Consider the following 15,106-nt stretch of genomic DNA (forward strand, 5'->3'; position numbering starts at 1 on the left):
GCTACGAAATAGCTCATTCGATACCTTTTGTGCATAACCGGCACAGAGGGAGGAAATGGGCGCGTTGGCCACGGTGTCCCAGGTACGTGCGACCGACCCGGCGAAACTCCTCGCCGTCGCCACGGCACTGACCGATCTCAGCGCCGCCCGGGAGGCGGTCGTCTCCATCGCCGACGCGGCCACGGCCGATGGCTGCCTGGTAGCCGAGGACGGTCACGTCCGGGCACCCGATATGGGCGATCCCACACTGCAGTCCGTCGCGAACGCGCGCGCCCGCACCTACGATGTCCGATTGATCGCGGCGCTGGCCGCCTTCGACGACCTCGACACCACCCGGGCCGCCGCCCTGACCACGGCAGTCACCCGGCTCCGCGACCTCATCGCCCGGCCCGCGGGCGGCGACATCCGCAACCGGTGAATCCGCGGGTACCGGCCGACGACCGGGTGCCGGGGTATCGTCGCAGCCCTCGCCCCGACCACACTCGTACTCCCGAGGAGGATTTCGTGACCACGAGCAGTGCGGACGCGGCACTCACCGAATTGATGCTGCGGGCAGTGGTGATCGAGGAACGCGTGGAACAGATCCGCGGCAGGGGCGAGGCCGCGGAAGGACGGATCCGGGCGGAAGTGGATGTGCGGGGGACGTTGACGGGCCTGTACATCGCGGACAGCCTGGCCGGATTCACCATGGACGATCTGGCGCTGTGGGTGACGCGGGCGCAGTCGGAGGCTTGTACTCGAGCACGAGCGGAGGCGGACGAAATGCAACGGGAGTTGACCGAGAGTTCGTATGCGGCTGCCCTTTTCCACGAGGCGGCGCAGGCCGGGCTACGCGAGGCGGAGACCAAGACCCGGGCGGTGGAACGGGGCTGGCCGGGAAACACCGCGGGACCGCACGACTGGCAGGACGAATGGGAGCGGGCGCGGTGGCGGCCGTGAAAGATGTGATGGCGGACCGGATGGTGACCTTGACAACTCGCACCCGGCCGGGCGCCGCGGTGTCGAGCGGTATGGACACATAATTGGGCATGGCGTCTGGGCAAGGTGCACGCAAACAGCGGAAGGTGCTGCCGGCGATCGGGCGCGCGATCGCGCGGCGGCCGCTCGCCATGCGTTCCGGCCCGGTGGTGAAGGTGCTGGAGCGGGTCAGCCGGCGGCTGACCAAGGGGCGCAAGGGGATTCTGGATGTGGCCGGGATACCGGCCATGGAGATCACGGTGCCCGGCCGGCGCAGCGGCGTGCCGCGCACCGTGACGCTGCTGTACGTGCCGTTCTCGGCGGACGACACGGCGTTCCTGCTGGTCGGATCGAATTGGGGCAAACCGGACCATCCTTCGTGGTCGGCAAACCTGCTGCACGCGGAACGCGCCGACTTGCACATCCTCGGCGAACGATTCGAAGTGAAGGTGCGGCGGCTCACCGGAGCCGAACGCGAACGGGCCTGGCAACGCGCCGTCGAATTCTGGCCCGGCTACGAGATGGAACAGCGATTGGCCGGTGACCGGGTATTCCGGCTGTTCGAACTCACCCGGGCCTGAACCGGGCGTACCGGATGCGGGTGCGCCCGGAAGTCGCTAGCCTTCCCGCGTGGAAGACCGTGAGCGCAAGCAATTCTCGCCGCTCCTCGACGATGATCTGGGGCCCGGCGCGCCCGTGACGCCCGAGGTGCGGGTGGGCCGCAACGATCCGGCACATGCACTGCCCGACTGCGTGCGCTGTAGCCGGCCCGCCGCCCTGCACCTGCACGCCGTCTGGCTCTCCACCCGCGCCGTCCTCGCCGGCGACACCGACGTCGACCACCTCATCCAGGTCGACGCCTGCGGCGCCTGCGCGGGCAGCGTGGCCGGCATGATCCTGATCAACTGGGACCCGCGCTACTGGGGCGAATCCGTCGACCTCGACTGACCGGCTCAGCGCGGGCGGACGATGCGCATGCCGTTGTCGAAATCGATGTCCACCAACTCCGCCCGGCGGCTCAGGCCGAGTTTGCCGAAGATGCGGGACAGGTGGTGGCCGACGGTGCGCGGGCTGAGGAACAGTTCGGCGCCGATCTCACGGTTGGTGAGACCCTGGGCCGCTAAACGGGCGACGCGGGTCTCCTGGGCCGTGAGCACCGAACCCGCACCCGGTGTCGCGGCGGGTGCGAGACGGCGGCCGGTGAGTTCGAGTTCCTGCTGAGCGCGCAGCGCCCATTCGGTGGCGCCCATGCGCTCGAAGGAATCACGCGCCGTGCGCAGGTGCTCGGCGGCGTCACCGCGGCGGCGCATGCGGCGCAGCCACTTGCCGTACAGCAGATGGATGCGGGCAGTGGTCAGCTCCGGCGCGGCACGGCGCGGCGCCAGGGCGCGCTGGAACCAGTGATCGGCGCGATCGTCCGCGCTCAGCAGGGCGCGGCAGGCATAGGCCATCGAGATCGCCCAATCCGCGCGCGAGCGAATCGCCCACGCCTGAATGGTTTCCGCGTAGGCGGCCGCCTCCTCCAGCCGCCCGACCCGACTCGCCGCCTCGACCATGTCCAGCGCGGCCAGCCGCGCATAGGTCGGATGCCGCGCATCATGACCGGGCTGCGCGAGCGTCCGCAACCGCAGATACGCGGCCTCCGGATCCGACTTGCTCAAGGCATGGAAACCCAGATGCCAATGCACCGAGGCGATCAGCGCATGCGCACGATGCGGCCGCGCGATGGCGAGCGCCCGCTCCGCACTCTCCAGCACGGTGTCCGAATCACCGCGCAGCGCAGCGATCTTCGCGCGCAACGTGTAGCACTGCGCCAGCACGTTCGCCGTCCCCACCGACCGCGCCAGCTCGAACGCCTCGGCCAGCGTCTCCTCGGCCTCCGCCCACCGCCCGTTGGCGAACTGCAGGATCGCCAGCTGCGGCAGCAGACACACCGTCGCCGGATGCGCCCCCGCCGCCCGCAACCCGGCCACCGCCGCCCCGAACGGCTCGATCGCCTGCCCCGCCAGCCCCCACAACAACACCAGCGGCGCGGGCGGCAACCGCCGCAGAATGGCGTCGGCCGCCCCCATCCCCTGCCACATATCCCCCGGCCCCTCCGGATCGGCCACCCGAGTCCCGGTGCCGGACCGCACGATCCGGTCCCCGGCACCACCCGCGGCAGCACCGGGCAGCAGGACCGCGGCCCCGGCACCGCCGATGACCACACCCGGCGCCTCGCCCGCTGCTCCGGCACCACGAACGACTGTGCTCGGCACCGCGATCCGGGCGCCGGCAGCCGTCGCGAGAGTGTCAGCGGGCAAAGCCGTCTCGACGACTGCGATCGGCACAGCGGAATCAGCGACCGGCGCGGACATCCCGGCCGCCGCGAAAGGCACGCCCATCGGGATGGGCGAAGCCGGTAGGCCGCCCCCACCGGATGCGGCGGCTATCGCGAGAGTGTCAGCGGGCAAAGCCGTCTCGTCCACCGCAACAGCTGCGGCTGTGTCGACGGGCAGGCCGGAGGTGGACAGTGCCGCGGCGGTCTCCGCGACCGCGGTCGGCGCGGCGAGAGCGACGGCCAGGGGGGTCGCGACGAGCGCGGGCGTCCCGGTGCGCAGGGTGTGGACGGGGATCGCCGCGAGGTCGGGGCCGAGGGTGAGAGGGGTCGGGGGTGGAGGGTCTTCCAGGCCGGCGGCCCAGCGGGCCTGGGCGGCCAATTCGCGGAGGTGCGCGGCGGTTTCGGGGTCGCTGACCAGGGCGGCGTCGCGGTGCAGCAGGGCGGCGGCGCGTTCCGGCTGGCCGGCTACGAATTCCAGGAGGCCGGCGAGACCGCGGCCGGCCACGGCCAGGCCTTCCGGGGAGATGCGGTCGGCGGCGCGGCCGAGGAGGGAGTCGGCGGATTCGATATCGCCTCCGGCCCAGGCGAAACGGGCCGCGGCGGCCAGGCGGCGGGCGGCGGCGTCCGGTTCGGGGGTGATGGCGGCGGCCTGGCGGAGCATGGCCGCGGCCACCAGGGAGCCGTAGCGGGCGTGCTCGGCGCTGTCCGCGAGGGCGGCGGCGAGGGCTTCGTCGGGGAATTCGGCGGCCACGGCGCGATGCCAGACGCGCAGGTCCTGTTCGCCGGGCGCGGTGAGGGCGGCGGCGATGGCCAGGTGGGCGGCGCGGCGTTCAGCGGGGGTGGCGGCATCGTGGACGGCGGCGCAGAGCAGGCGGTCCAGGACGTCGACGCAGCCGTCACCGACGGACAGCAGGTGTTCGCGGGTCACGAATTCCCATGCGGCGGTGGTGACTCCGAGGGCGCCGGCCGACACCGAGACGACGCGGTGGACGCCGCGGGTTTCGGCGGCGGCCACGGTCAGCAGGGTGCGTACCGGGCCGGGCAGGCCGGCGACGCGGTCGTGGTAGACGGCGCGCAGGCGCGGCCCGAACAGCATGGAGCCGCGGGTGGCGCCGGCGAGTTCCGCTGTCATGCTCGGCAATTCGCGCAGGGCCAGCGGGTTGCCCTGCGCCACTTCGAGGACGCGGGCCACCCGGAGGGCGCCCACCGGGCCGCACTGTTCCTCCACCAGGCGGCGTGCGTCCGCTTCGTCGAGGCCGGTGATGGGCAGTGCGGGGAGACCACGCCAGACGGTGCCGGCGGGATCGAAGCGCATGGCGCACAACAGCACCACGGGCGCGGCCGACAGCCGCCGCAGCGCGAAGACGAGCGCGTGCGCGGTGGCGTCGTCGACCAGGTGCGCGTCGTCGACGATGAGCAGCAGCGGCATTTCGGCGGCCAGCGTGGTCAACAGGGTGACCAGGGCCGCGCGGACGAGGAAGGGGTCCGCCGGTCCGGGGTCGCTGCCGAGTGCGGCGCCCAGCGCGCGAGCCTGCGGGTCGGGTAGTGCGGCCAGCCGTCCGGTGACGGGTAGCAGGAGTTCGTGCAGTGCGGCGAAACTCAGTTCGGACTCGGCGTATGCGCCACGACAGCGCAGGATTCGGAAATCGGTGGCTCGTTGTAGCGCATCCCCCAGAATTGTGGTCTTGCCTACTGCCGGTTCTCCGTAAAGGACTGCGGCCGAACCATTGCCGCAACGCGCTGCGGTGAGCATTCGATCCAGTTGGATCTGCTCCTGTTCCCGCCCGTACAGCGCTTCTCTCTGATGCACAAATGGCAATTTATCGTAGCTAACAAGCTGCAATCAAATAACAGGTTTGAAGTCCCCCAAAATGGGTTAATTCCTGGGGTTAAACCCTGCCGCCCGGCGGTGACCGATACGGTGACCGATTCACCGGCCGATACCGAATGTCGCTGCCTCGCTTAATATCCCGGCCGGCAGCGACGACCGAGGTAGACAGGCCGTCGCACGGGACGGGGAAATCGGGAAACCACACCGGGGAATCGGATCGCACGCCGTAGTTTGCGACGCACATCACAGCGAATCCACGAAATGCAGGGTCGCACGCCGAATCACCGCGCGACCAATTTTGCATGCCCGCAAAGATAGAGCAATACCGAAGTCTTCGGAAATTCCGGATGTACGGACGACACTGCGGCCGTACGGATCGGGCGCCCGGGTGAAATCACCCGGGCGCCCGAAAATCACGCTACGAACAGTCGGAAATCAGCGGCGGCGCTTCGACTTCGGCGCCCGATCCTGCTTGGACGCGGCACGCGCCGCCTCACGCCGCTCACGCCGCGTGCCACCGTCGCCGTCCTCGGCGCCGTACTCGTCACGATCGCTGCGGACCGCGGCCTGACCGCCCTCGTCCGGACCCGAGTACGACAGGCCACGCGGACCCGACTCGTCGATACCCTTGGCGCGCAAGGCCGCCGGAGCGGCAGTGCCATTGCCGTTGGCCGCGGCCTCGTCGGTGGGCAGCGGGCGATTACCGACCGGCGACTGCAGGCCCGCGCCCACGTTCACGCCCGCCGGCTGCGGCTGCTGCACCTCGACCTGCAGGTTGAACAGGAAGCCGACCGACTCCTCCTTCAGGCCCTCCAGCATGGCGGCGAACATGTCGAAGCCCTCGCGCTGGTACTCGACCAGCGGATCGCGCTGCGCCATGGCCCGCAGGCCGATGCCCTCCTTGAGGTAGTCCATCTCGTAGAGGTGCTCACGCCACTTGCGGTCCAGCACCGACAGCAGGATCTGGCGTTCCAGGTTCCGCATGCTGCCTTCGCCTGCGAGACCGTCGATTTCGTTCTCGCGGTTCTCGTAGGCGGCGTGCGCGTCCTCGAGGATGGCTTCCAGGAGTTCCTCGCGGTCGAGGTCGCCGGGCTCGCCGGTCTGCGCCTCACCCGTGAGGTCCTTGTAGTCGATCCCGATGGGGTACAACGTCTTCAGCGCGGTCCACAGCTTGGCGAGATCCCAGTCCTCCACGTAGCCCTCGGCGGTGGCGCCGTTGACGTAGGCGGTGATCACGTCGGTGATCATCTCCTGGACCTGGCCCTCCATATCCTCGCCTTCGAGGATGCGGGCGCGCTCGGCGTAGATCACCTTGCGCTGCTGGTTCATGACCTCGTCGTACTTCAGAACGTTCTTGCGGATCTCGAAGTTCTGCTGCTCGACCTGGGTCTGCGCGGATTTGATCGCGCGCGAGACCATCTTGGCCTCGATCGGCACATCGTCCGGCAGGTTCAGGCGGGTCATGATGGTCTCGAGTGCCGCGCCGTTGAAGCGCCGCATCAGCTCGTCACCCAGCGACAGGTAGAAGCGGGACTCGCCCGGGTCGCCCTGCCGGCCGGAACGACCGCGCAGCTGGTTGTCGATGCGCCGCGACTCGTGCCGTTCGGTGCCGAGCACGTAGAGGCCGCCGGCCTCACGCACCGCCTCCGCGTCCTCCTCGGTCTGCTCCTTCACCTGTTCCAGGGTGGGCAGCCAGCGCGCCTCGTACTCGTCGGCGGTCTCGACCGGGTCGAAGCCCTCACGGCGCAGCAGGATGTCGGCGATGATGTCCGGGTTGCCGCCCAGCACGATATCGGTACCACGACCGGCCATATTGGTGGCCACCGTGACCGCGCCCGGCCGGCCCGCCTCGGCCACGATCTGCGCTTCCTGCTCGTGGAACTTGGCGTTCAGCACGTTGTGCGGGATACCGCGCTTGGTGAGCTGCTTGGACAGGTACTCCGAACGCTCGACCGAGGTGGTGCCGACCAGCACCGGCTGGCCCTTCTCGTGCCGCTCGACGATATCGTCGGCGACGGCCGAGTACTTGGCCTCTTCGGTCTTGTAGATCAGGTCCGACTGGTCGGCGCGGATCATCGGCTTGTTGGTCGGGATCGGCACCACGCCCAGGCCGTAGGTCTGGTGCAGCTCGGCCGCCTCGGTCTCGGCGGTACCGGTCATGCCGGACAGCTTGTCGTAGAGACGGAAGTAGTTCTGCAGCGTGATGGTGGCGAGAGTCTGGTTCTCCGGCTGGATCTCCACGCCCTCTTTGGCCTCGATGGCCTGGTGCATGCCCTCGTTGTAGCGGCGGCCCACCAGGATTCGGCCCGTGAACTCGTCGACGATGATGACCTCGCCGTCGCGGACGATGTAGTCCTTGTCGCGGGTGTACAGCTCCTTCGCCTTGATGGCGTTGTTCACGTAGCTGACCAGCGGCGAGTTCGCGGCCTCGTACAGGTTGTCGATACCGAGCTGATCCTCGATGAACTCGACGCCCGCCTCGTGCACACCGATGGTGCGCTTCTTGATGTCGACCTCGTAGTGCAGGTCCTTCTTCAGCAGCGGCGCGATGCGCGCGAACTCCGCGTACCACTTCGAGGAGGCGTCCGCCGGGCCCGAGATGATCAGCGGGGTACGGGCCTCGTCGATGAGGATGGAGTCGACCTCGTCGACGATCGCGAAGTTGTGCCCGCGCTGGACCAGATCGTCCAGCGAGTGGGTCATATTGTCGCGCAGGTAGTCGAAGCCGAACTCGTTGTTGGTGCCGTAGGTGATCTCGGCGGCGTACGCCACGCGGCGCTCGGCCGGGCTCATACCGCCGAGGATCACACCGACCTCGAAACCGAGGAAACGGTGCACGCGGCCCATCCACTCGGCATCGCGCTTGGCGAGGTAGTCGTTGACGGTGACCACGTGCACGCCCTCGCCGCTGATGGCATTGAGGTAGGCGGGCAGCACACAGGTGAGGGTCTTGCCCTCACCGGTCTTCATCTCCGACACATTGCCGATGTGCAGGGCGGCGCCGCCCATGATCTGCACCTTGTAGTGCTTCTGATTGAGGACTCGCCAGGAGGCTTCCCGCGCGGTGGCGAAGGCTTCGAGGAGCAGTTCGTCGAGGGACTCGCCGTCGGCGTAGCGCTCCTTGAACTCCTCGGTCTTGGCCCGGAGTTCGGCATCGGACAGCGCCGAGTACTCCTCGTCCAGGGCGATGACCTCATCGGCCAGGTTCGCAAGCCGCTTGACCGTGCGACCTTCACCAATCCGTAGCAACCTCGAAAGCGTCAGCGCAGGCACGGGTCTTGTAGTCCTCTGGTCGGTTTATTCGGTAGCCCCCACCAAGGCGGGGAGCGTGCGCGCGAGCGCGCAACTCACTGCCATGGTAATCCGGAGCCCAGCATAGGTGCTGAAGTGCGCGGGGGATGCTCCGGGCGCTGAGCGGAACCTGTGAAGCCGGGTTCCCCGCACGGTTGCTCGCGCGACTTTGTGAGCCCCAGCGACAATGCAGCGAATGCTGTTGCGTCAGAGGCCGTTTCAGATCCACTGAAGTACCATGTAGGGGGTCCGGGGTGCGGCGTCTCGCGAAGCCGCTCCGGAACCAGCGGCCGCCGCGGGCGCCGCGAGGGCTCGGGCACTGGCGCCCATCCATTCCCCCAGGTGATCGGATTGCGATAGCTTGCCATCAGACCGGTGGACACCGCCGGAACGCCGACGCCTCGGCAGGGGGACAGACTGCGGGCGCAGGCAGGATTAGGGAGTAGCGGGCAGCGTGATCACCAGACTGACGCCGCAGGACGCGTCGTTCTACCGGCTCGAGTCGAGCAGCAACCCCATGCACATCGGTTCCCTGGCGATTCTGCGCAATGCGGCACCGGCCGGGAATTCGGGCCACGCGCCCCTGGACTACGACGGGCTCGTCGACCTGGTGGAGTCGCGGCTGCCGCTGGTGCCGCTGTACCGGCGCAAGGTGCGGGAGATCCCGTTCGCGCTGGGCCGCCCGGTGTGGGTGGACGACAGCCACTTCGACATCACCTATCACATCCGGCGGTCCGCGCTGCCCGAACCGGGCACCGACGAACACCTGCTGGACCTGGTCGCCCGGCTGGCCTCACGCCCGCTCGACCACACCCGCCCGCTGTGGGAGATGTATCTCGTCGAGGGCCTCTCGGAGGGCCGGTCCGCGATCTTCACCAAGACGCATTCGGCGCTGGTCGACGGCGATTCGGCACTGGAGATCGGGCATGTGATCCTGGACACGTCCGCCGCGCCGCGCGAGGTCGCCGACGACGCCTGGATCGCGCATCGCGAACCCGCCGATCTGGAACTGCTCATCGGCGCGGTGCTGCACCTGGCCGCGCAACCGCGCGAGGGCCTCGAGGTGGCCCAGCACCATATGGCCGAGGCGTTCTCCATGATCGACGCCACCGGTAAGGCGGTGCGCAAACTGGTGTCCATGGTGCGGACCGCGGCCATCGGCGCGCCGGACAGCCCCCTGAACATCCACACCTCCCGCAATCGCCGCTTCGAGGTGGTGCGCACCGATCTGGAGGACTACCGCAAGATCCGCAAGCGCTACGACTGCTCGATCAACGATGTGATCCTCGCCGTGGTCACGGGCGCGCTGCGCAATTGGCTGCTGTCCCGCGGGCAAGTTCTCACCGAGGCCGACGCACTCAGGGCCGTCGTCCCCATGTCGGTGTACGCGGAAGGCCCGCACGGTGAGCTGAAACCGGCCGGCGAGGTCACCTCGCTGCTGCTGGATCTGCCGGTGGGCGAACCGAATCCGGCGATCCGCATGGAACACATCAAGCACGCCACCGAGGCGCACGCCCGGCATCAGCGCGGCGTGCGCGCCCGGACCCTGGTGCACATGGCCGGATTCGCTCCGGCGAGCCTGCATGCCATGAGCGTGCGCTCGGCGAGTACTTTTGCAGAGCACACGTTCAATCTGGTGATCACCAACGCGCCGGGTCCGCAGCAGCCCATGTACATCGGCGGCGCGCGGATGCTGGAGATGTACCCGGTATCGCCGCTGCTGCGCTTTCAGGCATTGAGTATCGGGCTCACGTCCTATGACGGGCGGGTCTTCTACGGGCTCAATGCCGATCGCGAGGCGATGGCGGATATCGCGGTGCTCGCCGCTTCGGTGCACGAGTCGATGGAGGAGATGCTCGGTGCCTGCGTCCAGTGAGTCGTCCGCCGTATCGAGGAAGCTGCGGGTGTACGTCCCTGCCACCATGCCGATGCTGCGGGAACTGGTCGCCGACCGGGAACTCCGGGCGATCAACGACACCGCCTTCGCGGTGACGCCGGCACTGCGCGAGGCCTACGCCTCCGGGGACGACGAGGAACTGGCCGAGGTCGCCATGCAGGAGGCCGCGCGCGCCTCGCTGCGGCTGCTGGCCGAGGATCAGGCCGCCGACAACAAGCCGATCTACCGCCGCGCGGTCATCGCCGCCGATGTGGACGGGGTGACCCTGCGCCCGGATCTGGACGATGCGGTGGTGCGGCTCTCGGCTGCCATCCCCTACGACCGGATCGCCTCCATCCACGTGGACCTGGCCGAGGCGGAGGCCGATGTGGCCAAGGCCGCCGATGTGATCGACGCCGCCGATATGGGCGATCCGGATGCCGAGTTCGTACTCGGCGATGCCGAGGATCACCAGCTCGCCTGGTATGCGGCGCAGGAACTGCCGTTCCTGCTCGAACTGCTCTGAACGGCGACGACAACGGGTTCCGGGCCTCCGGAGCGCCATACCCAACCGCTACCGACGGCGCCGTAACCTACGATGCCGTAACCTGACTGTGACAGGATGCGGTACGACGATAGGAACGGGTTTCCGGATCATGGCTTCGAAGAGTGGCGGGTTCTCCGTGCGTGGCTTGCGCGAGTGGCTGGAAGCTCCGGTGGCCGAGGGCGCCACCGCCGGGCGTACACCCCTCGACGCGCTGCGGGGAGCCGCGGCACGTATCACCACTCCCCTGCTGCCCGACGATTACCTGCATTTGGTGAATCCCCTCTGGTCGGCGCGCGAACTGCGCGGGCGGATCGTGGAGGTGCGCAAGGAGACCGCCGATTCCGCCACCCTGGTGATCAAGCCGGGCTGGGGATTCGACTTCAAGTTCGAGCCGGGGCAGTACATCGGCATCGGCATCCTGGTGGACGGCCGCTGGCACTGGCGGTCGTATTCACTGACCTGCCCGCCCGATTGGTCGGACCCCGAGCACAAGGGCAAGCGGCTCATCTCGATCGCCGTGAAGGCGATGCCGGAGGGCTTCCTGTCCAGCCACATCGTGAGCGGTGTGCCGGAGGGCGCGGTCGTGCGTCTCGCGGCGCCGCAGGGCGGTTTCGTGCTGCCGCAGCCGATTCCGCCGAAGGTGCTGTTCGTGACGGCCGGTTCGGGCATCACCCCGGTGATGGCCATGCTGCGCACCATGGATCGCCGCGACGCGGTCACCGATGTGCTGCACATTCATTCGGCGCGCACGCCCGACGATGTGATGTTCGGTGACGAGTTGCGCGAAATGCACGACAAGCACCCGAGTTTCACCGCACACCTGCACCTGACCGGCGAGAACGGCAAGTTCGCGCTCGCCGACCTGGACGAGGTGTGCCCGGACTGGCGGGAACGCGAGACCTGGGCCTGCGGTCCGCTGGGCATGCTCGACGAGCTCGAGAAGCATTGGGCCGCAGCGGGTCTGGAACATCAGCTGCATGTGGAGCGGTTCGAGATCGAACGCTCCGCCACGGCCGAGGGCGGTAAGGTCACCTTCGCGAAGACCGGCCGCAGCATCGAGGTGGACGGCGCGACCACCCTCATGCAGGCGGGCGAGAGCGCGGGTGTCCAGATGCCGTTCGGCTGCCGCATGGGCATCTGCCAGACCTGCGTGCTGACCGTCACCGACGGCCATGTGCGAGATCTGCGCAACGGCAACGAACACCGGGCCGGCGACAAGGTGCAGACCTGCATCTCCGCCGCCGCCGGCGATTGCACCCTGGACGTGTGACACGCGACTCCGCCCGGCAGCGGGATCGCGGGAACCACGTGACGCGCACCGGTCGTTGACCGGATACCCTCGATAGCAGTCGAGCCCGCCGGAAGCGGCATCAGCGCTCTCACCTCGCGGCCCAATGTCGGGCTACCGCGAAACACGGAAGGACCTCCGGTGGCCATCACCGACATCAAGACGTTCGCTCATCTCACGGCGGCGGATATAGAGGCTCTGGGCCGCGAACTCGACACTGTTCGCCGCGACGTCGAGGTCTCCCTGGGCGACAAGGATGCCAAGTACATCCGGCACACCATTGCCGCGCAGCGCATTCTGGAAGCCGCGGGCCGCGCCACACTCTTCGCTTCCAAGAAGCGCTGGGCCTGGCTCACCGGTACCGCGCTGCTCTCGGTCGCGAAGATCATCGAGAACATGGAGCTCGGGCACAACATCAGCCACGGGCAATGGGATTGGATGAACGACCCGGAGATCCACTCCACCACCTGGGAGTGGGATATGACGGGGACGTCGGCGCAGTGGAAGGCCGCGCACAACTACTCCCATCACATGTACACCAACATCCTCGACATGGATGACGATCTGGGCTTCGGCATCCTGCGCATGACGCGCGACGAGGAGTGGAAGCCGATCAATCTCGCGCAGCCGGTCGCGAATCTGATTCTGGCGGCGCTGTTCGAGTGGGGCATCGCGATTCACGATCTGGCCGCCACCAAGGAACAGATGGGGATACCGCCGAGCCAGCTCTTCCCGCCGCGCCACATCTTCACCGAACCGAACAAGGCGTTCTGGCGTAAGGCCGGCAAGCAGGTCGTCAAGGATTTCGTGATCTATCCGGCGCTCACCGGTCCGGCATGGAAGTCGACCCTCAAGGCGAATGCCACCGCCAATCTCGTCCGCAATCTCTGGGCATACGCGGTGATCTTCTGCGGCCATTTCCCGGACGGCGCCGAGAAATTCACCGAGGAGCAGTTCGAGAACGAGACGCAGGGCGAGTGGTACCTGCGGCAGATGCTGGGCAGCGCGAATTTCGACGCGGGCCCGACGATGGCGTTCATGAGCGGCAATCTGAGCTATCAGATCGAGCATCACCTGTTCCCGGATATCCCCAGCAACCGGTATCCGGAAGTGTCGGTGAAGGTGCGGGAGTTGTGCGACAAGTACGACCTGCCCTACACCACCGGTTCGCTGGGCAAGCAATACCTGCTGGCGTTCCGGACCATTCACAAGCTGGCGCTGCCGGACCGTTTCCTGCGCCGGACCTCGGACGATGCGCCGGAGACGTCCTCGGAGCGGAAATTCGCGGGCATCACCCTGCCGTCGCTGCCGTCGCTGCAGAACAACGAATGGCTGCAGAACAATGAATGGCTGGCCGAGCATCACCTGAACGGCGTGGACCCGGTGACGGGTCAGCGGCGCGGGCTGCGGTCGGCACTCCAGGAGGCCAAGGTGGCTTTGAAGGAGAAGGCGCAGCACGAGAAGGCGGTGCTCCGCGAGGCCAAGATCGCGTTGCAGGAAAAGGCGCGGCAGGAAAAGGCGCTGCTGCAGGCGAAAGCCGGGCGAGAGCGGCGAACCTCGCGTATTCTTCGTCGTCGTAGGCGCTAGCAGAGTCGAGTCTCGAAAACAATGCGGTATTCGACACGTTAGAGATTCGATCGCCCGTAACCTACGGAGCCGTAACCTACGGTACTGTAACCTCCATGGCGATCTCGGATGTCAAGGAATACGCACACCTCACCCCGGAGGATGTCGAAGCGATCGGCGCGGAGCTGGATGCCATCCGCCGCGAGATCGAAGCCTCCCGGGGTGAATCCGACGCAAAGTACATCCGCAATGTGATCCGCTTGCAGCGTGCGCTCGAAATCAGTGGTCGTGGAGTGCTTTTCTTCAGCCTGTTCCCGCCGGCGTGGCTCGCGGGCGTCGCCCTGCTCGGCACGGCCAAGATCATCGAGAACATGGAGATCGGCCACAATGTCATGCACGGCCAATGGGATTGGATGAACGATCCCGAAATCCACTCCACCAAATGGGAGTGGGACAACGCCGGGCCGTCGGAGCACTGGAAGATCACGCACAACTTCCTGCACCACAAGTACACCAATGTGCTCGGCATGGACGACGACATCGGCTACGGCCTGCTGCGCGTCACCCGGGACCAGCGCTGGTCGCCGTTCTACCTGGGCCAGCCGGTGTACAACCTGCTGCTGCAGATGTTCTTCGAATACGGTGTGGCCATTCAGCATCTGGAACTCGGCAAGCTCGCCAAGAAGAAGTGGGCGCCGGGCTCGCCCGAGCGCGTCCAGTTCGAGAAGGACCGCAATGTGGTCCTCAAGAAGATCGGCAAGCAGGCCGCCAAGGACTACCTGATCTTCCCGCTGCTCACCGGTCCGGCCTTCCTGGGTACGCTGACCGCGAATCTGGCCGCGAATGTCGTGCGCAATGTGTGGACCAATGCGGTCATCTTCTGCGGCCACTTCCCCGACGGCGCCGAGAAGTTCACCAAGGGCGATGTGGAGAGCGAGACCCACGACGAGTGGTACCTGCGTCAGATGCTGGGCTCCGCCAATATCTCCGGCGGCCCGCTCATGCACTTCATGACCGGTAACCTCTCGCACCAGATCGAGCACCACCTGTTCCCGGATCTGCCGTCGAACCGCATGGCGTCCATCGCCGTTCGCGTGCGCGCCATGTGCGACAAGTACGACCTCCCGTACACCACCGGCTCGCTGCCCGTGCAGTACGCGAAGTCGTGGCGCACCATCATGAAGCTGTCGCTGCCCAACAAGTACCTGCGCCGCGGCACCGACGACGCTCCGGAAACCAAGTCCGAGAAGGCATTCGGCGGCGAGGGCTACATCGACCCCGTGACCGGCCGCTACAAGGGCCTGCGCACCGCGCTCAAGGAGGGCGGCCGCCGCCTGTCCCGCCGCAAGCAGCCGGCGCTGGCGGGCTGACCGCCCACACCCGCACACTCTGCGAAAGGCTCCGCCGACCGGTCGGCGGAGCCTTTTCCG

The 15,106-nt window shown here is 67.6% G+C and carries 11 protein-coding genes; 9 read left to right on the top strand and 2 right to left on the bottom strand.

What is annotated here, in order from left to right; translation table 11 throughout:
* The first annotated feature begins 55 nt into the window (after nucleotides 1–55).
* The 4 genes from ACH438_RS00240 (at nucleotide 56) to ACH438_RS00255 (ending at nucleotide 1,905) form a co-directional block, all read left to right on the top strand.
* Nucleotides 56–418, top strand: coding sequence for a hypothetical protein (locus ACH438_RS00240; protein ID WP_396999471.1), 363 nt, complete (start codon nucleotides 56–58; stop codon nucleotides 416–418).
* A gap of 86 nt (nucleotides 419–504) precedes the next feature.
* Complete coding sequence (locus tag ACH438_RS00245) at nucleotides 505–939, top strand: YbaB/EbfC family nucleoid-associated protein (protein ID WP_396999473.1); 435 nt, start codon at nucleotides 505–507, stop codon at nucleotides 937–939.
* 89 nt (nucleotides 940–1,028) lie between these two features.
* On the top strand, nucleotides 1,029–1,538 hold the full coding sequence (locus ACH438_RS00250) for a nitroreductase family deazaflavin-dependent oxidoreductase (RefSeq protein ID WP_396999475.1): 510 nt from the start codon (nucleotides 1,029–1,031) through the stop codon (nucleotides 1,536–1,538).
* Nucleotides 1,539–1,587: 49 nt separating this feature from the next.
* Complete coding sequence (locus ACH438_RS00255; RefSeq protein ID WP_396999477.1) at nucleotides 1,588–1,905, top strand: hypothetical protein; 318 nt, start codon at nucleotides 1,588–1,590, stop codon at nucleotides 1,903–1,905.
* A gap of 5 nt (nucleotides 1,906–1,910) precedes the next feature.
* On the opposite strand, the gene ACH438_RS00260 is transcribed toward ACH438_RS00255, so the two are convergent.
* Nucleotides 1,911–5,087 (bottom strand): AAA family ATPase, encoded by a 3,177-nt coding sequence (locus ACH438_RS00260; RefSeq protein ID WP_396999479.1) that lies wholly within the window; start codon nucleotides 5,085–5,087, stop codon nucleotides 1,911–1,913.
* 456 nt (nucleotides 5,088–5,543) lie between these two features.
* On the bottom strand, nucleotides 5,544–8,381 hold the full coding sequence (secA, locus tag ACH438_RS00265; RefSeq protein WP_396999481.1) for a preprotein translocase subunit SecA: 2,838 nt from the start codon (nucleotides 8,379–8,381) through the stop codon (nucleotides 5,544–5,546).
* A 472-nt stretch (nucleotides 8,382–8,853) separates the two neighbouring features.
* Between secA and ACH438_RS00270 the strand changes: the two genes are divergently transcribed.
* The 5 genes from ACH438_RS00270 to ACH438_RS00290 all read left to right on the top strand — a co-directional run bounded on the left by ACH438_RS00270 (nucleotide 8,854) and on the right by ACH438_RS00290 (nucleotide 15,046).
* Nucleotides 8,854–10,275: a wax ester/triacylglycerol synthase family O-acyltransferase gene (locus tag ACH438_RS00270; protein ID WP_396999483.1), complete on the top strand. Its 1,422-nt coding sequence runs from the start codon at nucleotides 8,854–8,856 to the stop codon at nucleotides 10,273–10,275.
* A 22-nt stretch (nucleotides 10,276–10,297) separates the two neighbouring features.
* Nucleotides 10,298–10,801 (top strand): DUF6912 family protein, encoded by a 504-nt coding sequence (locus ACH438_RS00275; protein ID WP_397000686.1) that lies wholly within the window; start codon nucleotides 10,298–10,300, stop codon nucleotides 10,799–10,801.
* A gap of 130 nt (nucleotides 10,802–10,931) precedes the next feature.
* On the top strand, nucleotides 10,932–12,092 hold the full coding sequence (locus tag ACH438_RS00280; protein ID WP_396999485.1) for a ferredoxin reductase: 1,161 nt from the start codon (nucleotides 10,932–10,934) through the stop codon (nucleotides 12,090–12,092).
* Nucleotides 12,093–12,251: 159 nt separating this feature from the next.
* A complete protein-coding gene (locus ACH438_RS00285) occupies nucleotides 12,252–13,697 on the top strand; it encodes a fatty acid desaturase family protein (RefSeq protein ID WP_396999487.1) in 1,446 nt (481 codons plus the stop codon).
* 95 nt (nucleotides 13,698–13,792) lie between these two features.
* Nucleotides 13,793–15,046 carry a fatty acid desaturase family protein gene (locus ACH438_RS00290; protein WP_396999489.1) on the top strand — a complete coding sequence of 418 codons (1,254 nt, stop codon included), beginning with the start codon at nucleotides 13,793–13,795 and terminating at the stop codon, nucleotides 15,044–15,046.
* Nucleotides 15,047–15,106: the final 60 nt, after the last annotated feature.

The organism is Nocardia sp. NPDC020380 (assembly GCF_044386975.1).
Lineage (GTDB): Bacteria > Actinomycetota > Actinomycetes > Mycobacteriales > Mycobacteriaceae > Nocardia.

Coding starts and splice junctions, on each gene's coding strand:
- ACH438_RS00280 (WP_396999485.1), top strand. CDS start 10,932: ATGGCTTCGAAGAGTGGCGGGTTCTCCGTGCGTGGCTTGCGCGAGTGG.
- ACH438_RS00240 (WP_396999471.1), top strand. CDS start 56: ATGGGCGCGTTGGCCACGGTGTCCCAGGTACGTGCGACCGACCCGGCG.
- ACH438_RS00290 (WP_396999489.1), top strand. CDS start 13,793: ATGGCGATCTCGGATGTCAAGGAATACGCACACCTCACCCCGGAGGAT.
- ACH438_RS00250 (WP_396999475.1), top strand. CDS start 1,029: ATGGCGTCTGGGCAAGGTGCACGCAAACAGCGGAAGGTGCTGCCGGCG.